This is a genomic window from Xenorhabdus poinarii G6 (genome assembly GCF_000968175.1).
Lineage (GTDB): Bacteria > Pseudomonadota > Gammaproteobacteria > Enterobacterales > Enterobacteriaceae > Xenorhabdus > Xenorhabdus poinarii.
Genome location: NZ_FO704551.1, coordinates 1,505,017 through 1,523,809 on the forward strand (window position 1 = coordinate 1,505,017; position 18,793 = coordinate 1,523,809).

Annotated in this window: 17 protein-coding genes; 9 read left to right on the top strand and 8 right to left on the bottom strand. The window is 44.0% G+C overall.

Features of this window, described 5'->3' with window-relative positions; translation table 11 throughout:
- Window positions 1-110 precede the first annotated feature (110 nt).
- The 8 genes from arnB to XPG1_RS07025 are packed head-to-tail and all read left to right on the top strand — an operon-like array spanning window position 111 to window position 8,105.
- On the top strand, window positions 111-1,256 hold the full coding sequence (gene arnB / locus XPG1_RS06990; protein WP_045960550.1) for a UDP-4-amino-4-deoxy-L-arabinose aminotransferase: 1,146 nt from the start codon (window positions 111-113) through the stop codon (window positions 1,254-1,256).
- Window positions 1,257-2,234: an undecaprenyl-phosphate 4-deoxy-4-formamido-L-arabinose transferase gene (arnC, locus tag XPG1_RS06995; protein ID WP_045958438.1), complete on the top strand. Its 978-nt coding sequence runs from the start codon at window positions 1,257-1,259 to the stop codon at window positions 2,232-2,234.
- On the top strand, window positions 2,234-4,219 hold the full coding sequence (gene arnA / locus XPG1_RS07000) for a bifunctional UDP-4-amino-4-deoxy-L-arabinose formyltransferase/UDP-glucuronic acid oxidase ArnA (RefSeq protein WP_045958439.1): 1,986 nt from the start codon (window positions 2,234-2,236) through the stop codon (window positions 4,217-4,219). Before arnC ends, arnA begins: the two co-directional genes overlap by 1 nt.
- A 41-nt stretch (window positions 4,220-4,260) precedes the next feature.
- Window positions 4,261-5,154, top strand: coding sequence for a 4-deoxy-4-formamido-L-arabinose-phosphoundecaprenol deformylase (arnD, locus tag XPG1_RS07005; protein WP_045958440.1), 894 nt, complete (start codon window positions 4,261-4,263; stop codon window positions 5,152-5,154).
- 7 nt (window positions 5,155-5,161) lie between these two features.
- Complete coding sequence (gene arnT, locus XPG1_RS07010) at window positions 5,162-6,820, top strand: lipid IV(A) 4-amino-4-deoxy-L-arabinosyltransferase (RefSeq protein ID WP_045958441.1); 1,659 nt, start codon at window positions 5,162-5,164, stop codon at window positions 6,818-6,820.
- The gene (gene arnE, locus XPG1_RS07015; RefSeq protein WP_045958442.1) at window positions 6,820-7,164 is read left to right on the top strand and encodes a 4-amino-4-deoxy-L-arabinose-phosphoundecaprenol flippase subunit ArnE; all 345 of its coding nucleotides are present in this window, start codon (window positions 6,820-6,822) and stop codon (window positions 7,162-7,164) included. The genes arnT and arnE overlap by 1 nt, the downstream gene beginning before the upstream one ends.
- Complete coding sequence (gene arnF / locus XPG1_RS07020; protein WP_045958443.1) at window positions 7,164-7,559, top strand: 4-amino-4-deoxy-L-arabinose-phosphoundecaprenol flippase subunit ArnF; 396 nt, start codon at window positions 7,164-7,166, stop codon at window positions 7,557-7,559. Before arnE ends, arnF begins: the two co-directional genes overlap by 1 nt.
- Before the next feature lie 60 nt (window positions 7,560-7,619).
- On the top strand, window positions 7,620-8,105 hold the full coding sequence (locus XPG1_RS07025) for a C40 family peptidase (RefSeq protein ID WP_045958444.1): 486 nt from the start codon (window positions 7,620-7,622) through the stop codon (window positions 8,103-8,105).
- Between the two features lie 59 nt (window positions 8,106-8,164).
- Here XPG1_RS07025 and XPG1_RS07030 read toward each other — a convergent pair whose 3' ends face one another.
- The 7 genes from XPG1_RS07030 to ppsR form a co-directional block, all read right to left on the bottom strand.
- Complete coding sequence (locus tag XPG1_RS07030; RefSeq protein WP_436286822.1) at window positions 8,165-8,962, bottom strand: heme ABC transporter ATP-binding protein; 798 nt, start codon at window positions 8,960-8,962, stop codon at window positions 8,165-8,167.
- On the bottom strand, window positions 8,959-9,960 hold the full coding sequence (locus XPG1_RS07035; RefSeq protein WP_045958445.1) for a FecCD family ABC transporter permease: 1,002 nt from the start codon (window positions 9,958-9,960) through the stop codon (window positions 8,959-8,961). Before XPG1_RS07035 ends, XPG1_RS07030 begins: the two co-directional genes overlap by 4 nt.
- Window positions 9,957-10,775, bottom strand: coding sequence for a heme/hemin ABC transporter substrate-binding protein (locus XPG1_RS07040; RefSeq protein WP_045958446.1), 819 nt, complete (start codon window positions 10,773-10,775; stop codon window positions 9,957-9,959). Before XPG1_RS07040 ends, XPG1_RS07035 begins: the two co-directional genes overlap by 4 nt.
- The gene (locus XPG1_RS07045; protein ID WP_045958447.1) at window positions 10,772-11,845 is read right to left on the bottom strand and encodes a hemin-degrading factor; all 1,074 of its coding nucleotides are present in this window, start codon (window positions 11,843-11,845) and stop codon (window positions 10,772-10,774) included. The genes XPG1_RS07040 and XPG1_RS07045 overlap by 4 nt, the downstream gene beginning before the upstream one ends.
- A gap of 63 nt (window positions 11,846-11,908) precedes the next feature.
- Window positions 11,909-12,067, bottom strand: a complete 159-nt coding sequence (locus XPG1_RS18385; protein ID WP_157879456.1) for a hypothetical protein — start codon at window positions 12,065-12,067, stop codon at window positions 11,909-11,911.
- Window positions 12,068-12,500: 433 nt separating this feature from the next.
- Entirely contained in the window at window positions 12,501-13,547 is a 1,047-nt protein-coding gene (locus tag XPG1_RS07050) for a 3-deoxy-7-phosphoheptulonate synthase (RefSeq protein WP_045958448.1), read from the bottom strand.
- A gap of 153 nt (window positions 13,548-13,700) precedes the next feature.
- Window positions 13,701-14,564 carry a posphoenolpyruvate synthetase regulatory kinase/phosphorylase PpsR gene (gene ppsR, locus XPG1_RS07055; RefSeq protein ID WP_045958449.1) on the bottom strand — a complete coding sequence of 288 codons (864 nt, stop codon included), beginning with the start codon at window positions 14,562-14,564 and terminating at the stop codon, window positions 13,701-13,703.
- A gap of 208 nt (window positions 14,565-14,772) precedes the next feature.
- Between ppsR and ppsA the strand changes: the two genes are divergently transcribed.
- On the top strand, window positions 14,773-17,151 hold the full coding sequence (gene ppsA, locus XPG1_RS07060; RefSeq protein ID WP_045958450.1) for a phosphoenolpyruvate synthase: 2,379 nt from the start codon (window positions 14,773-14,775) through the stop codon (window positions 17,149-17,151).
- A 483-nt stretch (window positions 17,152-17,634) separates the two neighbouring features.
- Here ppsA and ydiK read toward each other — a convergent pair whose 3' ends face one another.
- On the bottom strand, window positions 17,635-18,738 hold the full coding sequence (ydiK, locus tag XPG1_RS07065) for an AI-2E family transporter YdiK (RefSeq protein WP_045958451.1): 1,104 nt from the start codon (window positions 18,736-18,738) through the stop codon (window positions 17,635-17,637).
- Window positions 18,739-18,793: the final 55 nt, after the last annotated feature.

Below are 18,793 nucleotides of genomic sequence, written 5' to 3' on the forward strand. Positions count from 1 at the left end.
TGATGTTTTTTTGAACATTTTCGGGTTAAAATAGATCAATTTAAATACAATTTCGGAATGTGCAAGCGCATAAAGCGATGATGGATGGTTTTATTATGGGCGGTTCTTTGATAGATAGTTTTTTGCCTTTTTCTCGTCCTGCCATTGGCAAAGAAGAGATAGCAGCAATAGAGAAGGTTTTACATTCAGGTTGGATCACGACAGGCCCACAAAACCATCAGTTAGAGCAGGATTTTTCTCTTCGATTTGGCTGCAAACATGCGATTGCGCTATGTTCTGCGACAGCGGGCATGCACTTAGTTTTATTAGCGCTGGGCGTCGGCCCGGGTGATGAAGTTATTACGCCTTCCCTAACTTGGGTTTCCACCATTAATCTGATCTGCTTGTTGGGCGCCGAACCGGTTATGGTTGATGTTGACCGTGATACATTAATGGTCAAAGCAGAAACCGTCAGAAAAGCAATAACATCAAAGACCAAAGCGATTATTCCTGTCCATTATGCGGGCGCACCTTGTGACCTTGATGCGCTTCGCGTTGTTGCTCAAGAAGCCAATATTCCCCTGATTGAAGATGCTGCTCATGCAGTCGGTACCCGCTATAAAAATGAATGGGTAGGGGAGCGGGGTAGCGCTATTTTTTCTTTCCATGCCATTAAAAATATGACCTGTGCTGAAGGCGGCATGTTAGTGACAGATGATGATGAGCTTGCCCAACGGCTCCGTTGTTTGAAATTTCATGGGCTGGCGGTTGACGCTTTTGATAGACAAATTCAGGGGAGAAAACCTCAGGCAGAGGTTATTGAACCGGGTTTTAAATATAATCTGTCAGATATTCATGCTGCGATGGCGGTTGTGCAGCTCGGCAAGCTGAACTCAATGAATGAACGTCGTCGCGCATTGGTTGCCCGCTATTCTGCTGCCTTGAGTCATTCTCCTTTGCAAATGCTGAAAGTGCCTGAATATGCACATTTGCATTCCCATCACCTTTTTATGGTACGTGTTGATAAAAATAGATGTGGAATTGACCGCGATACTTTCATGACATGCCTAAAGGATCACAATATTGGGACAGGCTTGCATTTTAGAGCCGCACATACACAGAAATATTATCGTGAGCGTTACCCACAACTTTCCCTGCCTGTCACTGAGTGGAATTCGTCAACACTTTGTTCATTACCTCTTTTCCCGGATATGAATAATGACGATGTAGATCGTGTTGTGAATGCAATCACGACAATTCTTGCGGAGCATAATTAAGTGATATTTGAGAAGATTAAAAAAGTTTCTATCGTTATTCCTGTTTATAACGAGGAAGAAAGTTTGCCTCAGTTATTGGAAAGAACGCTTGCCGTGTGCCAAAAACTAGAACAGAAATACGAATTAATTCTGGTCGATGATGGCAGCCGCGATAGCTCTTCTGACATCTTAACTCAGGTAGCTGAATCTCCTGAAAATCATGTAATAGCGATCTTACTTAACCGTAATTATGGGCAACATTCAGCCATTATGGCCGGTTTTCACCAGGCTGATGGTGATCTGATTATTACCCTTGATGCGGATTTGCAAAATCCGCCCGAAGAAATTCCCCGTTTAATTAAAACGGCAGAAGAGGGATATGACGTCGTCGGGACGCGTCGGGCTAATCGGCAAGATTCCTGGTTTCGTAAAACCGCATCAAAAATAATCAATGCAATGATCACCAAAGCGACGGGGCGTGTCATGGGGGATTATGGGTGTATGTTGCGAGCCTATCGACGCCATATTGTGCTGGCCATGCTCCAGTGCCATGAACGTAGTACGTTTATTCCGATTCTTGCCAATACCTTTGCGCGCAAAACAACCGAAATTGATGTCGCCCATGCCGAGCGTGAATTCGGGGATTCCAAGTACAGCTTGATGAACTTGATCAACCTGATGTATGACCTTCTGACGTGCTTAACAACCGCGCCATTGCGGTTATTGAGTGTCGTGGGAAGTGTCATTGCCATCACTGGTTTTCTGTTAGCGATGTTATTGATTGCGCTACGCCTGATATTTGGATCGATCTGGGCTGCGGAAGGGGTATTTACCCTGTTTGCTATTCTTTTCATGTTCATTGGTGCCCAATTTGTCGCCATGGGATTACTGGGGGAATACATTGGCCGGATATATAACGATGTTCGTGCCCGTCCGCGTTATTTTATTCAAAAAGTGGTCGGCGTTAAAAAGACCAATAATAATCAGGAAGAAAACTAATGAAAGCCGTTATTTTTGCCTATCATGATATTGGTTGTGTTGGACTTAATGCATTAGTTAAAGCGGGTTTTGATATTCAGGCAATCTTTACCCACACGGATAATCCGAATGAAAATCACTTTTTTTCGTCTGTTGCGCGCGTCGGCGCTGATTTGAATTTACCCGTGTTTGCGCCAGAAAATGTCAGTCATCCACTGTGGGTTGAGCGCATTCGCGAGATGAAGCCGGATATCATTTTCTCTTTTTACTATCGCAACATGCTGAGTCAGGACATTTTATCCTTGGCTGCAAAAGGCGCATTTAATCTTCATGGCTCTTTGTTACCACGATATCGGGGGCGTGCCCCGGTTAACTGGGCCGTTCTCAATGGCGAAACCCAAACAGGCGTCACATTACATAAAATGCTGGAAAAACCGGATGCGGGAGATATTATCGCGCAACAGGTTGTTCCGATTGGAGAAAATGATACGGCGCTGACCGTCCATGGAAAAATACGCACGGCGGCGGTTGAATTACTCGATAGCATTCTGCCTCAAATCAAAGCAGGTCACTATCCGTCAACACCCCAGAATGAAAGCCAGGCAACTTATTTTGGCCGTCGTACGGCTGCAGATGGTGAGATCGTGTGGAATCAGCCAGCCAAAGAGATTAATAACTTAGTCAGGGCTGTGACAGAACCCTATCCGGGTGCATTTACTTTTTTGGGTGAACGTAAGATGACAATCTGGCGTTCACGCCCACTTAATCAGAACCATGCAAAACGCCCTGGCACGGTCATATCGACTGATCCCTTGGTGATTGCCTGTGGTGATGGGGCGTTGGAAATTATTAGCGGACAAGGCGAGTCAGGACTTTATGTCCAAGGTAACCGACTGGCTTTTGAAATGGGCGTTGTGGCAGGCGGCTATGTTGGCTCGAAAGCAACGACCCAAGTTAACCGCCGTAAACGTGTACTGATTCTGGGCGTCAATGGATTTATCGGCAATCACCTGACTGAACGATTGTTAAGTGATGGCAATTATGACATTTACGGGATGGATATTAGCTCTTCCGCTATTGAACGATTTATTGGTAATCCCCGCTTTCACTTCATTGAAGGCGATGTCAGCATCCATACTGAGTGGATTGAATATCACATCAAAAAATGTGATGTCATTCTGCCATTAGTCGCCATTGCGACTCCGATTGAATATACCCGTAATCCTTTACGCGTCTTTGAATTAGATTTTGAAGAGAATCTTAAAATTGTTCGTTATTGTGTTAAATACAATAAAAGGATTATTTTCCCGTCAACATCGGAAGTTTACGGCATGTGTGATGACAAAGAATTCGATGAAGACACTTCTCGTCTGATTGTCGGGCCGATCAATAAGCAGCGTTGGATCTATTCCGTTTCTAAGCAATTGCTTGATCGTGTCATTTGGGCATATGGTGTAAAAATGGGATTGAAATTTACCTTATTCCGTCCATTTAACTGGATGGGACCAAGGCTAGATAATCTAGACTCGGCGCGTATTGGTAGTTCAAGAGCCATTACCCAATTGATTCTGAACTTGGTAGAAGGTTCCCCCATTAAATTGGTCGATGGCGGTGAGCAAAAACGTTGTTTTACGGATATTCATGACGGTGTTGAAGCACTGTTTAGGATCATTGAAAACCGGGATGGGTTATGTGATAGCCAAATCATAAATATTGGTAATCCGGCAAACGAAGCGAGTATTCGCCATCTGGCTGAAATGCTGTTGGCGAGTTTTGAGAAACATGAGCTGCGCGGGCATTTTCCGCCATTTGCCGGATTCAAGAAGATCGAAAGCAGCAGCTATTATGGACAAGGTTATCAGGACGTTGAGCACCGTAAACCGAGCATTAAAAACGCCGCGCGTCTGATCAATTGGAAACCCACGATTGATATGCAGCAAACCATCGATGAAACATTGGACTTCTTTCTTCGTGGCGCAGTTGAAGAATTCAACAGAACACACTAAAAACCAAGTAAAAATTTAGGCAGCAGAGAAGGAATAATGCCATGAAGAAAGTGGGTTTGAGAATTGATGTAGATACTTATCGGGGCACTAAGGAAGGTGTACCACGGTTGCTTGAGACTTTACAAAAGCACCATATTCAAGCCAGCTTTTTTTTCAGTGTCGGCCCAGACAATATGGGGCGTCATTTATGGCGGTTGTTGCGTCCTAAATTTTTCTGGAAGATGCTGAGATCAAATGCCACAGCACTTTATGGTCTGGATATTTTGTTGGCGGGTACGGCCTGGCCGGGGAAGAAGATTGCAAAAGATCTGGGGCATTTGATGAAGCAAACGATGGATGCAGGTCATGAAATCGGCTTGCATGCCTGGGATCATCAAGCCTGGCAGGCGAAAGTGGAACGCTGGTCAGAAGATGAATTAGCAGAACAAGTAAAATTAGGCGTCGATGCGTTAGAACAGGCAACTGGGAAGGTTGTCACTTGTTCAGCCGTTGCGGGGTGGCGGGCGGATGAACGTGTCGTGGCGGTCAAACAACCGTTTAATTTTGATTACAACAGTGATTGTCGGGGAACACATCCATTCAGGCCACTGTTACCTGATGGGCATGTAGGTACCGTACAAATTCCTGTCACATTACCCACCTATGATGAAGTTGTGGGGACATTAGTCAACGATGCGAATTTTAATCACTTTATTCTTGATGCCATCAAACATGATCAAGGTGTTCCTGTTTATACGATCCACACCGAAGTCGAAGGAATGTCGAAATCTTTACAGTTTCAAACTTTGCTGAATATGCTTTATCAACACAATATTAAATTTTGTAAATTAAGTCAGTTACTACCAGAAAATAGAGATTCACTGCCTGTCGGGAAAATTGTTCGCTCGGATTTTCCCGGTCGTGAAGGTTGGTTAGGTTGTCAACAAGAGGTGTAACGTAAACATGTTGAATATTAGGACGAGTAAAGCAGGAGCCATTTTGATGGCTCTTTTTTTTGTTCTTACTTACTTATTGCCTCTGAACAGCCGTCTATTATGGCAGCCAGATGAAACCCGTTATGCGGAAATTAGCCGGGAAATGTTGCAACGTGGCGATTGGATAGTCCCTTACTTTTTAGATGTTCGTTATTTTGAAAAACCCGTAGCAGGGTATTGGGTGAACAATATCAGCCAATGGATTTTTGGTGACAATAATTTTGCTGTTCGTTTTGGTTCCGTGTTCAGCATTCTCATCAGTGCGTTGCTTTTGGCTCGTTTGGCCATGATGATGTGGCAATGTCGTCAGACTGCGTTTGTCTCCAGCCTGATTTATATTTCCATGTTTATTGTCCTGAGCATTGGTTCTTATAGTGTGCTCGATCCGATGTTCTCTTTATGGGTGACAGCAGGGATCGTGAGCTGTTATTGGACACTCAAGGCGGTTACGACCAAAGAGCGGAGCCTGGCCTGGTGCGTCTTGGGGTTAACTTGTGGTATGGCTTTTATGACGAAAGGATTTTTGGCATTTGCGCTGCCCGTGTTAGCCATGATACCGATCACAATGTATCTGAAGCGGTTTCAGGAAATGGTGCGTTTCGGGTCTCTTGCCGTCCTTTCTGCTATTTTAATTAGTTTACCGTGGGTGATTGCTATTGCTCTGCGTGAACCGGATTATTGGCATTATTTCTTTTGGGTCGAACACATCCAGCGTTTTGCTTCTGAAAATGCTCAGCATATAGCGCCCGTTTGGTATTACTTACCGATATTGATCCTGGGGGTGATCCCGTGGTTAGGATTACTGCCTGGTGCTTTGATTAAGAGCTGGAAGGAGAAAAAAAGTCATCCAGAAATGTTTTTCCTGTTTTGTTGGTTTGTGATCCCATTCATATTTTTTAGTATCGCAAAAGGGAAACTGCCGACTTACGTTTTACCTTTTATCGGCCCTTTAGCGTTGATGATGGCAAAATATGGTGTTGATTGTGTTAAAAATGGCAATATGAAGGCGTTGAGAACAAATGGGCTGGTGAATGTCTTCATCGGATTGCTTGCCATTTTGATCCTGTTTGCCTTGCAATACTTAAAAACCCCCCCGTTTTATCAGCCGACAGAGTGGTTGAAATGGATCACAGGAATTCTTGCCTTTGGCGTTTGGGGGACAGTGGGTTATCTGTGTTTCATGCGTAATGGTAAATATTGGTTATGGGCGGCGGCTTGCTCCATTATGCTCAGCCTGTCGATAGGCCGTGCATTACCTGATCGGATAATAAACGCCAAACTTCCGCAGCATTTCATCCAACAAAATGAAAAAGAGTTAGCAGACAGTCAATATATCCTGGTTAGATCTGTTGGCGTTGGTGCCGCAATTGCGTGGGAATTAAAACGCAGTGATATTTATCTATTTGATCGTACTGGGGAATTAGAGTATGGGCTTAATTATCCTGATAGCCAACATCGATATATCACAGATACCGCGTTACCTGCGTGGTTAGCGAAAGCGCGTCAAGAAGGTCAGGTTGCCATTGTTTTTCTCTTATCTGCACAGGAGAAATTGCCTGAATTACCCGAGCCAGACGTTGTACGACGTAGCAATAGGCTTGTACTTATGATTTATAAAAAACAGTGATGAGCAGTAATATAACCTTATTGATTTTAGTCAGTTTACTCACCTGCCTGGGGCAGTTATGTCAGAAACAGGCGGTGATGTGTTGGCAGAAAGAGACTCCCTATAAAAGGGTTTCTATGGTGATGTGGTTATTTAGTGCGATTCTTCTGTTGGGTATTGGGATGATATTTTGGTTGCGATTATTGCAATTTTTGCCACTCAGTATTGCTTACCCTATGCTTAGTATTAATTTTGTTGTCGTGACTTTAATGGGGCAGTTTTTGTATCGGGAAAAAGTGGGGCTAAAACACTGGCTGGGGGTTTTGGCAATTATGGTTGGGATTCTATTAATGAGTTTGAGTTAATGAAGGGTTACCTCTGGGGTGTGGCGAGTGTTTTATTGATCACGGCGGCACAATTATTATTGAAATGGGGCGTTGTCCGTCTGGCAGATTTTTCGTTGTCAAGACATTGGCTGGATACTGACTGGCTTTGGGCAAATTATCATCTTTTGCTGATGATGATGGCAGGGTTGGCGGGTTATGCACTGTCCATGCTATGTTGGTTTTTCACCTTGAAATACTTGCCATTGAATAAAGCATACCCCATGATCAGCCTGAGCTATGTTTCTGTTTTTTTAATGGCTGTTCTATTACCCTGGTTTAATGAAACCCTCTCGTTGTTAAAGATATTGGGTATTTTTTTTATTCTATTGGGCATTTGGCTCATTAGTAGGCCGGAAACAAAACGATCGCATTAATGATTTTGATAAAGTTTATTATTTCTATATGTTTCTATTATGTTGACTGAGGGAAAGCAGATGATAATAAGAATGAGGCATGTGTGCTTATTATTGAGTTTGCTTATCGTAGGCTGTTCTAGCCCTGTTCCCAAATCTCATTCGCCGGCGTCGAAGGCGGCGCTCTCTGATCCCATCATGGTTATCTCGCAGTTAAAAGATCAATTTGAACAGTGGCATAATACGCCATACCGCTACGGTGGTTTGAATAAACATGGGATTGACTGTTCTGGCTTTGTTTACCGAACCTTTCATGACCGTTTTAATATTCTGTTGCCTCGGACGACTAGCGAACAATCCAAATTAGGCACACGGATCAGCAAAGATGATCTGATGCCGGGGGATTTGGTCTTTTTCAAAACGGGGGGTGGTAAAAGTGAATTGCATGTGGGGATTTATGATACGCACCATGAATTTATTCATGCATCCACAAGCAAAGGGGTCATCCGTTCTTCTCTTGATAATGTGTATTGGCGGCGTGTCTTTTGGCAGGCGCGTAGATTATGACTTTCTTTGAATCTTCTTCCCGATCCTTATTTTCCCTCGCATGGCGAGGGGAAAATAAGTTATTGTCTGAGATAAATTTGTGGCTGGTCAGTTTCAGGGTGTTGCATCACCCCTAAATCGGCCTGATACCATTGTTTAAGAATATCGTCACGCAGTACATCATGTGGTGTGCCGGATGCCACTAATCGCCCTTTGTGCAGCAGAATAATTTTATCAGCATAGAGTGCCGCAAGATTTAAATCATGGAGTACACAACAGACAGCAATGGGTTGCCGCCGCGTTAGGCGGTGAACCAGTCGCAGGGTATGTTGCTGGTGATAAAGATCCAATGCTGACGTGGGTTCATCCAAAAACAGACAAGATTCTGTTGGCTCAGGATGCCAAAGTTGAGCCAAAACCCTTGCCAGTTGAACCCGCTGTTGCTCTCCCCCCGATAGGTGCTGATAATTCCTGCTTCTCAGTTCCTCACATTCTGTTAACGCAATGGCTTCATCGATGGCGGTCATCTTGTGCGCATTTCCGTGGGGAACACGCCCCATGGCGATGACTTCTTCCACACTAAAAGGAAAAGAGAGAGAACTGTATTGCCGCATGACTGCGCGAATGCGAGCTAATGGCTGAGTTGGCCAGTGAGAAATAGGGATGCCTTTTAATAAGCAGAGTCCTGCATTGGGGGGAATGTAGCCAGTTAACAGACGCAATAACGTGGATTTTCCTGCTCCATTTGGACCAATAATTGCGACAACTTCGCCTTGACGAATCGAAAGAGAAACATCGTTGATTATTTGGCGCTGCCCGATGAAATAATGCAGATTTCGAGCCTCAATGACAGGAGTTGATATGCTCGGTTTCATCATAAACGGCCTCCTGATGGCTTAAGAATAAGCCATAAAAAATAGGGGGCGCCGATCAACGCTGTGATAAGACCAACCGGCATTTCAGCAGGAGAAACCCATGTTCTGGCCAATGTATCTGCTGTTAACAAAAGACATGCCCCTCCCAGCGCAGATATCGGCAGTAACCAGGTATGATCCCCTCCGAATTTGAGTCTGGCAAGGTGCGGGATAACTAATCCAATGAAACCAATGACACCCGTTAAAGCAACCGCACAGCCGACTAATAAGGCACTTAGCAGTAATAATTGGTATTTTGTGCGTTGGACATTAACGCCTAAATAGTGGGCTTCCTCATCGCCTAATTGCAGTAAATTGAGTTTCCGGGACTGGCTAAACGCCAGTATACAAACGGGAATAATAAATAATGCGGTAATCGTCAGGGTTGGCCACGCTATTTGACTAAGTGATCCCATCATCCAAATAGAAAACTGGCGTAATTGTTGGTCGTTACTGATATAACTCAATACGCCAATGAATGATGCACATAATGCATTGATGGCGATACCTGCAAGTAGTAGTTTTGACAGATTACCGTGGTTATATTTGTTAAGAATAAATATCAGGGATGATACCCATAAACTGCCAATAAAAGCAGCAACAATATGCCCGTATAACGCGATGCTGGCGGGTAGACTGAAAGGCAGAACAATCACCATAGCGACAGTCAATGCCGCCCCGCTACTGATCCCTAGTAAGCCCGGGTCAGCCAGAGGATTGCGAAATAACCCTTGCATTATGGCACCGGATACAGCCAGTGCAATGCCGACCAGGATCGCCAGCAAGATACGTGGTAATCGAATGTTTAACCAAATCTGCCACTGAGTGTCCTCCAAAGAGGACTCCCACAGTGTTTTAAAGGAAAGCGGTAATGCTCCCATATTTGCTGAGCTGATTGCTAAAAAGAACAGCAACACCCCCAGGATCATCAAACCCAAAGTGGGGGATTGAGAACGACTCATTGCACTTTCTCCGCAACATCACGGACTTGTTTCATCACCGTTGGTGTTTGCAAACTAAACCCAAGCAAACCCATTTCATCAACTACCACAACCTGTTTTTTCTTTCCAGCTGGCGTGAAACTTAATCCGGGAAGCTGCCAGACTTTATCCATCCCCCCCAACGTTTTTAGCCCTTCGGTGCTGATCAGTAACAAATCTGGTTTACTGGCAATAACCCCTTCCTGCGATAATGGACGGTATCCTTTAAAGCCTTGCATGGCATTTTTTGCACCAAGGGTGCGGATAATCTGATCTGCTGCTGTTTCTTGCCCCGCCGCCATTGGCATGATACCACCGTGACTCATGACAAAAACGATTTTAGTGGGAATCGCAGACGTGGTTATGCTGGCTAACTGTTGCCGATATTGGGCAACCAGTTCCTGACCCCGTTTTTCCTGGTTGACCGCCCTGGCGACGGTCATAATTTTTTCAGGAACGGCTTCTAACGAGGTTTCGCTGGTCACTTTAATGACTTTTACACCCGAATCTTCAACTTGCTTGAGTGCCAGAGAAGGCTGAGCTGATTCACTGGTGATCACCAGTGAGGGGCGCATGGATAAAATCCCTTCTGCATTCAACATTCTCATATACCCGATATCGGGTAGAGAAAGCAGTGCTTTGGGGTTTAGGCTGGTGCTGTCCCTTGCAACAACATGCTGTCCTTCGCCAAGAGCAAAAACAATTTCAGACACATCGCCACCAATTGTCACAATGCGTTCAGTAGAGAACGCGTTGCAAGAGAGGGTCAGCATAAATGTTAGAAGCCATTTTTTCATGCTAGACACGTTTCCTGTTCTGGTTGCAGTTTAGGCAAAGCGGCGATCTGTTCGCGCCATTGGGCTTGTTCAGGCGTGCCTTCAGTACGCTGACCATACAGTTGGGCGATTTGATTGCCATTTGCATCAAATAATTCCAGGCTGGTGACAAAACCACAGTCTGTTGGTTTGCGGGTTACCCAACTTTCGGCAATAGCACTTTCAATCAGATGCAGAGTGAAATTGTGGTTGAAAATGTTGAGCCATTTTTGATGAGAATTTTCTGCCTGATAAGGCATCAGACGCGCCAGTTTGCCGGTGAAAATCTGAACACAACCACGGTTTCCGACAAAGATCATGATTTCATTTTGATCTTGATGAGCGACTTCAACAAGTTTAGTTAATGCTGAATTATCAACACGATATGCCAAGTCCTCTTTCACTGCGTTGAAAATTTGTTGGCGATTAAGATTGTGGCGTTTCATCATGATAAAGAATTGATGAACGTCAGTCATTGCGCGCCATTCTTCATCTAGCTGTACTTTCAGTTGGTCGGTGACTTCCGCATGCTCAGGGATTTCTTCCGGCTGGATCACCAGAGCAGGATTTTCATTGGTCTGGTATTTTTCGATCAGGGCTTCCCATGCAGCCATGTCAGTATTACGGGTTGCATAAACTTTATGTAATGCATCACCCTGGCGATCAAAAAATTGAATGCTGTGGCGCAGACCATTTTGAGCTGGTTCAACTAAAGAGAAAACGCTACTCCAGTGGTCAAAGAATAGGCGTAGGTCAAGCTCACGTGGGTTGAGGATCAAACCGACATGTGGGCTGAATTTTGTATTCTCGTAGCGTCCAATATGTTCATGAACGGCGAAGTCATTACGGGTAATCGCCTTGGTTTCACCAACTGCGGCCAGTTCCTGAAGCAGAGTAGGCGCATCAATATTTAAACGCTTTGCATCAATACCGACACGGCTATGCAATAACTCTCCTTCGCTGACATTAAGATAAGCGGCCAGATCGCGTGCGTATTTGGCTTTGTTTTCTGCTTTGGCTTGTAAGTAACGTTCATAAAGAGTTGGATTCACAGTTGCTAGCTCCTTGAAAAGGGTGTTTAAAGATCATTTTTTTACAATAATACTGCTTGTTATTTACCACTGGTAGCTGACGAACAATTTCGCATTACGGCCACGCTGTAGTGCCCCTTGTGATGAGTAATAGGCTTTATCAAAAGCATTACCCAGTACAACGGAGGTAGTCAGCCCTTTGAATGTGTCATTGCCACGATAGCTGATATAGAAATCGTTCACCCCGTAACCTGTGTATTAATACAAATAACCGAACATCCCGCTGATATTTGGCAGGTGAGCTTGTCAGATCGCGTGTTACGTCAGAATAAATTTGCTGGATTTGGTCGAAAGCTGCTTTGATAGCCAATTTCTGTCGCATGCGGTTTTTCCAATAGCCGTTGACCATTAATCTTGACAAAATCGTTGGATAGTTCAGGAATAATCTGCTGCCGTAGGCGGTTGGTGTTGTAACGTTGACAATGGGCTAATTTTTCCATAACCAGATTTGAACAATAATTATTTTAATATTGAGAATAATTATCGTTTCAATGATGGGTAACTTCAAGTTATTTTTTTTGCCCCTGAAATAGATAGGTAATTTATTGATTTTAATTTGTTTTATTTCATGATTTCTGGCTTCAATAATCAGCAGAAGCCAGAATACGGACAGAATTCAGAAACGATTTTCCATCGCTTCGTTCAGGATACTGATAAATGTTTCCGTATCTTGCCAGCTAAGGCACGGATCGGTGATGGATTGTCCGTATGTCAGAGATGCTCCTTTGATCACTTTTTGTGTTCCCTCAACTAAAAAGCTTTCCGCCATGACACCCGCAATCGCCGATGAGCCAGATTGAATTTGCTCACCAATATTTCTTGCGATATCCAGTTGACGACGATGGATTTTCTGGCAATTAGCGTGGCTACAATCCACAATCAAACGTTCAGGCAGGTTAAATTCACGTAATTTGTGGCAGGCGGTGGCAATATCTTCGGCACTGTAATTCGGTTTTTTCCCGCCACGCATAATAATATGCCCATGAGGATTTCCGTGGGTCTGATAGATAGTCATCTGGCCATTTTTATCCGGGGATAAAAAAGTATGCTTAGCGCGAGCTGCCCGTATGGCGTCAATAGCGATGAGCGTATTGCCATCCGTTCCATTTTTAAAACCAACAGGACATGACAAGGCCGAAGCCATTTCCCGGTGAATCTGGCTCTCTGTTGTTCTGGCTCCAATTGCTCCCCAGCTAATTAAATCGGCAATATATTGACCGGTGACCATATCCAGAAATTCTGTAGCAGTAGGAACACCTAACGCATTAATATCAATCAAGAGCTTACGGGCAAGGGAGATCCCTTTATTAACCTGGCAAGATCCATCCAACATGGGATCTGAAATCAAACCTTTCCAGCCGACCACTGTTCTCGGTTTTTCGAAATAAGTTCGCATGACGATTTCTAGGTTATGTTGATATTTTGCGCGCAGAGCACGTAAATGGGCGGCATAATCAAGGGCGGCATCAACATCATGAATGGAGCAGGGACCAATAATGACCAATAAACGTTGGTCATGGCCTGTCAGGATGGATTCAATCCGCTTTCGTGACCCGGTCACATTCTGCAATAGCTTATCTGATATAGGATATTGTTTTGCAAGTGCTGTAGGTGTTATCAAACGATCAATACGGTGGGTTCTTAATTCATCTGTTTTGTACATATACTTTCTCGAATTCTACTTCACATTGAGACGGTGTCTGGTGTGATCGGAAAATCACAATAACTCAACTTCTAACAAATTCAACAGAGAATCATGATATTTGTGCAAAACAGTGTCGAGAATAAATTTTGCTAAACCCCTGGTATTTGGTAGTCAAAACATACGACGTTTCAGTCCCATACAGTCAATAATTTTGGTCGAAATTTCTTCGACAGAATAATTGGTCGTATTCAGGTAATTGATCTTATTTTTTCGGAATAAAGCCTCAACTTCTGCAATTTCAATCCGGCATTGATGTAATGAAGCATAACGGCTATTTTCCCGTCGCTCTTCACGAATCGCTGCCAGCCTTTCAGGGCTGATCGTTAGGCCAAATAATTTATGCTGAAAAGGTTTTAATGCTGCGGGTAATTGCAGATTATCCATATCGTCCGAGGTGAAAGGATAGTTTGCCGCCTGAATACCAAATTGCATGGCGAGATAGAGGCTGGTGGGTGTTTTTCCACAACGGGATACGCCGAGAATAATAACGTGAGCGTGTTCCAGGTTGCGTAATGAGATGCCATCATCATGGGCGAGGGCGTAATCAATGGCAGCAATGCGTGCATCATATTGCCCCAGGTTCTTTTTAGATAAGCCGTGAGTCCGATGTAATTCAGGCTTTGGTTCTAAACCGATTTCTTGTTGTAATGGTGCCACCAGGGTTTGAACAATATCCTGACAGAATCCCTCGCTACAGGTAATAATACGTCTGACCTCCTCTGAAATGATGGAATAAAAAACTAATGGTCTGATTCGGGTTTGCTGATATAGCGCGTTGATTTGATCCCTGATTTCTTCAGCTCTGGTTTGGTTTGTCACGAAAGGTAGCGTATAGGAAGTGATGGTAATGGGAAATTGGGATAGTACCGCGTGACCTAATACTTCGGCTGTAATTGCTGTTCCGTCAGAAATAAAAAAGACGTTGCGTTCGAATAAAGGGTCTTTGGGGACGAGGGAGGGATGTGTATCTATCATAGTTTCTTTATCTCTTTAATTGTATTCCTCTCAAACGGTATCAGCGTATCAAGTTTTTCAGATGATAGCTGTAAAAAAATAATATTGTTGGGTTGATCGATTCACCTTTCTATATCTGGCAACACAATGTGTTAGGCTATTTTCTGCTGTGAAGAACAGCATCAATTTTCCGATTTGTGCTTCCGAATATAAAAAAGGATAGTTTCTCATGTCCAATAGCGGCCTCACCTCAAGCAATGTGCTCTGGTATAACCAATTAGGTATGAATGACGTTAATCGGGTCGGGGGGAAAAACGCCTCTCTTGGCGAGATGATTACCAATTTGGCTGAACTTGGTGTATCAGTTCCCAATGGTTTTGCTACCACGGCACAGGCATTTAATGATTTTCTGGAACAAAGTGGTGTAAACCAGCGTATTTATCAATTGCTGGATGAAACCAATGTAGATGATGTTAATCAATTAGCTAAAGCTGGCGCACAGATTCGGCAGTGGGTGATTGATACCCCATTTACCGCCCAACTTGAAAAAGATATTCGTGATGCCTACCTGCAATTGTCTGAAGGTGAGCCGGATGCCTCTTTCGCTGTGCGCTCTTCTGCAACAGCAGAAGATATGCCGGATGCCTCGTTTGCTGGACAGCAAGAAACTTTCTTGAATGTGCAAGGCATTAATGCGGTGATGATCGCTATCAAACATGTCTTTGCATCATTGTTTAATGATCGCGCGATTTCTTATCGTGTTCATCAGGGGTATGACCATCGCGGTGTTGCACTTTCTGCGGGCGTGCAGCGCATGGTGCGTTCTGATTTAGCGTCATCCGGGGTGATGTTCACAATTGACACAGAATCCGGTTTTGATCAGGTTGTATTTATTACATCCGCTTATGGTCTGGGCGAGATGGTCGTACAAGGAGCGGTAAACCCTGATGAATTTTACGTCCATAAACCCACGCTGAAAAATAACCGTCCTGCAATAGTGCGCCGCAACCTTGGCTCTAAAAAAATCCGGATGGTCTATGCAGATAGCAAAGAACATGGCAAGCAAGTCCGTACGGAAGATGTCCCAGATGAGTTATGCCATCGTTTCTCCCTGACCGACAATGAAGTCGAAGAATTAGCCAGACAGGCGCTATTAATCGAAAAACATTATGGCCGTCCGATGGATATCGAGTGGGCGAAAGATGGACACAATGGCCAGTTATATATTGTGCAGGCTCGCCCTGAAACGGTTCGTTCAAATCAGCAGGTCATGGAACGCTACCAACTTAACGAGCAGGGGCACGTTTTGGTGGAAGGTCGGGCGATTGGGCATCGCATTGGAGTTGGCGCCGTCAAGGTTATCCATAATCTCAGTGAAATGGATCGTATTCAAGCGGGTGATGTGTTGGTCACTGACATGACTGATCCCGATTGGGAACCGATCATGAAAAAAGCGTCTGCCATTGTGACAAATCGGGGGGGACGTACCTGTCATGCTGCCATCATCGCTCGTGAATTGGGTATTCCTGCCGTTGTTGGTTGTGGTGATGCGACTGAACGTTTGCAAGAAAGCCAGCAAGTCACCGTGTCTTGTTCGGAAGGTGATACGGGGTATGTTTATCAGAATAAATTGGATTTCAGCGTTCAGAGTTCCCAAATTGATCAATTGCCGGAACTGGATGTGAAGATCATGATGAATGTGGGCAATCCTGATCGCGCATTTGATTTTGCCTGTTTGCCAAATGAGGGCGTTGGCCTGGCTCGACTGGAGTTTATCATTAACCGCATGATTGGTGTGCATCCGCGTGCGCTACTCGACTTCTCTGAGCAATCCCCTGAGTTGCAAGAACAGATTAACTCATTGATGATTGGCTATGATGATCCTGTTGAGTTTTATGTGGGGAAATTAACCGAAGGTATTGCAACGCTGGCAGCCGCCTTCTGGCCTAAGCGTGTGATTGTTCGCTTATCCGATTTTAAATCTAATGAGTATGCGAACCTGGTTGGTGGCGAGAAGTATGAACCTCACGAAGAAAACCCGATGTTGGGTTTCCGTGGTGCTGGGCGTTACGTTTCTGACAGTTTCCGTCAATGTTTTGCGTTGGAATGTGAAGCGGTTAAACGAGTACGTAATGTGATGGGGTTGACTAACGTTGAAATCATGATCCCGTTTGTACGCACCGTTGCTCAGGCTGAAGCGGTTGTCTCAGAGTTGGCTTCTCAAGGCTTGAAACGTGGTGAAAATAACTTAAAAATTATCATGATGTGTGAAATTCCATCGAATGCGTTATTGGCCGATCAATTCCTTGAGTATTTTGACGGTTTTTCCATTGGTTCGAATGATATGACCCAATTGGCTTTGGGATTAGATCGTGATTCTGGTGTGGTATCCGAATTATTCGACGAACGCAATGATGCAGTGAAACAATTGCTTTCTATGGCTATTCAGGCGGCGAAGCGTCAGGGGAAATATGTGGGTATTTGTGGACAAGGTCCTTCTGATCATGAAGATTTTGCGGAATGGTTAATGAAAGAAGGCATTGATAGCCTATCGTTGAACCCTGATACTGTCGTGAAAACGTGGATTTCTTTAGCTGAAGATCACTAATCGAATTTAAATTTAAAAGCCTGTTAGAATTGCTTACAGGCTTTTATATTCTATATGAATACACATGGAATATAGGTTAAATGATCTTTTTTAGTACAGATGATTAATGACAGAGAAAGTAAAAATAAATATAAAAAAAAAGCCTATCATGGGCTGACAGGCAAAGACTACACACAGCAATATATATTACTTCATTGAACTCAGACTATGGCGTTATAGCCTGAGTAGGCAATACACTGGGAAACATTTGTTTCGATGAAATGAATGTTAATTTAATAAATGAGTTTATTCATTAAGAATCTTCTTAATAAATCGCATTCAGAAAAGAAAATGCAGAAAAATAACTTTTTTGCAACAATATTCACATGCGCATTAATCTTTTTGCAAAAAAGTAGTGTATTTTAGCGAGAATTCTGGATGGTGTATTTATCCGTATGATAATTGCACGGGAATAGGGTTTTCCCGTGCAGTGATCTGACTATCTTAAATGTTTTTTTCGGAATGTTGTGCGATATCTACGCTCTTATCTTTAGGGTGAGGAACTTCATCCATCCATGCCAATAGCAGGCTATAAGAAACAGCCAGCACAACAGGCCCAATAAATAATCCAATAACGCCCAGTGAAATTATTCCGCCGATAACACCAGTCAGAATTAATACCATCGGTAAATCGGCACCAAGACGAATTAAGAAAGGGCGTAGAACGCCATCCATTGTGGTCAGTATCAGACTCCAGATAACCAAAATAGTGCCCCAGGTTGTTTCTCCTGTCCAATAAAGCCATGCGATAGAGGGAATGAGTACCAGTAAAGGCCCAAGCTGGGCAACACAGCAGACAAACATCAGCACGGTCAACAGCATCGGATAAGGTATGCCCACAATGGCCAGCCCGATCCCCCCTGCGATAGCCTGAACCAACGCGGTGACTACGATACCAAGAGCTACAGCACGGATGGATTGAGCGGCCAGTAACACCACGGCATCCCCCCGTTTATCTGCCAGCCGGATAGCAAAATGGCGAATACCCAGCATGACCTGCTCGCCTTTCCAATAAAGTAATATGCTGAACATGACCATGAGAACCAGGTGGAAAAGAAAGCGTCCGGCATTGGCTGCTTGGGCAAAAAACCACGTTGCGGCTTTTCCAATATAAGGCGGAATTTTATTGAGAAGTGCGTTACTGCCATCAGCAACTAAATCCTGCCACTTAAGCGATAAGCTATCGCCAATAACAGGTACCCTATTAAGCCATTCCAATTGTGGCAGTTGAAAAGAAGCAGGTGATTTTGCCCAAGCAATCAATGGCGCGCTGTTTTCCAATAAACTGCTGACAAGTAATGCAATCGGGATCACAAATAATAAGACCAGTAGCAATGTCATGACAGAAACGGCCATCCAGCGTTTTCCCCATAATCGTTGCTGTAATTTTTTCAATAATGGCCAGGTTGCGATAACCACCATGCCTGCCCAAATAAAGCCCAAAATAAAGGGGCTTAAAACCCAAAAGCTGGTGGTAATGAGCAATAAAATAAAAAATAGTGCAAATAGCAGCTTGAGCAAATCTTGGTGCGGTTGCGATTTTTCCATGAAATTATTTCTCTTAGTAATTAAAATGGCAGTTGGCAGTTTCCAGAGTAAATCA

Bases quoted from the DNA above. Each gene is read 5' to 3' on its own strand.
- arnA (WP_045958439.1), top strand. From the start codon at position 2,234: ATGAAAGCCGTTATTTTTGCCTATCATGATATTGGTTGTGTTGGACTT.
- arnD (WP_045958440.1), top strand. From the start codon at position 4,261: ATGAAGAAAGTGGGTTTGAGAATTGATGTAGATACTTATCGGGGCACT.
- arnT (WP_045958441.1), top strand. From the start codon at position 5,162: ATGTTGAATATTAGGACGAGTAAAGCAGGAGCCATTTTGATGGCTCTT.
- arnE (WP_045958442.1), top strand. From the start codon at position 6,820: ATGAGCAGTAATATAACCTTATTGATTTTAGTCAGTTTACTCACCTGC.
- arnF (WP_045958443.1), top strand. From the start codon at position 7,164: ATGAAGGGTTACCTCTGGGGTGTGGCGAGTGTTTTATTGATCACGGCG.
- XPG1_RS07025 (WP_045958444.1), top strand. From the start codon at position 7,620: ATGATAATAAGAATGAGGCATGTGTGCTTATTATTGAGTTTGCTTATC.
- XPG1_RS07030 (WP_436286822.1), bottom strand. From the start codon at position 8,962: ATGATGAAACCGAGCATATCAACTCCTGTCATTGAGGCTCGAAATCTG.
- XPG1_RS07035 (WP_045958445.1), bottom strand. From the start codon at position 9,960: ATGAGTCGTTCTCAATCCCCCACTTTGGGTTTGATGATCCTGGGGGTG.
- XPG1_RS07040 (WP_045958446.1), bottom strand. From the start codon at position 10,775: ATGAAAAAATGGCTTCTAACATTTATGCTGACCCTCTCTTGCAACGCG.
- XPG1_RS07050 (WP_045958448.1), bottom strand. From the start codon at position 13,547: ATGTACAAAACAGATGAATTAAGAACCCACCGTATTGATCGTTTGATA.
- ppsR (WP_045958449.1), bottom strand. From the start codon at position 14,564: ATGATAGATACACATCCCTCCCTCGTCCCCAAAGACCCTTTATTCGAA.
- ppsA (WP_045958450.1), top strand. From the start codon at position 14,773: ATGTCCAATAGCGGCCTCACCTCAAGCAATGTGCTCTGGTATAACCAA.
- ydiK (WP_045958451.1), bottom strand. From the start codon at position 18,738: ATGGAAAAATCGCAACCGCACCAAGATTTGCTCAAGCTGCTATTTGCA.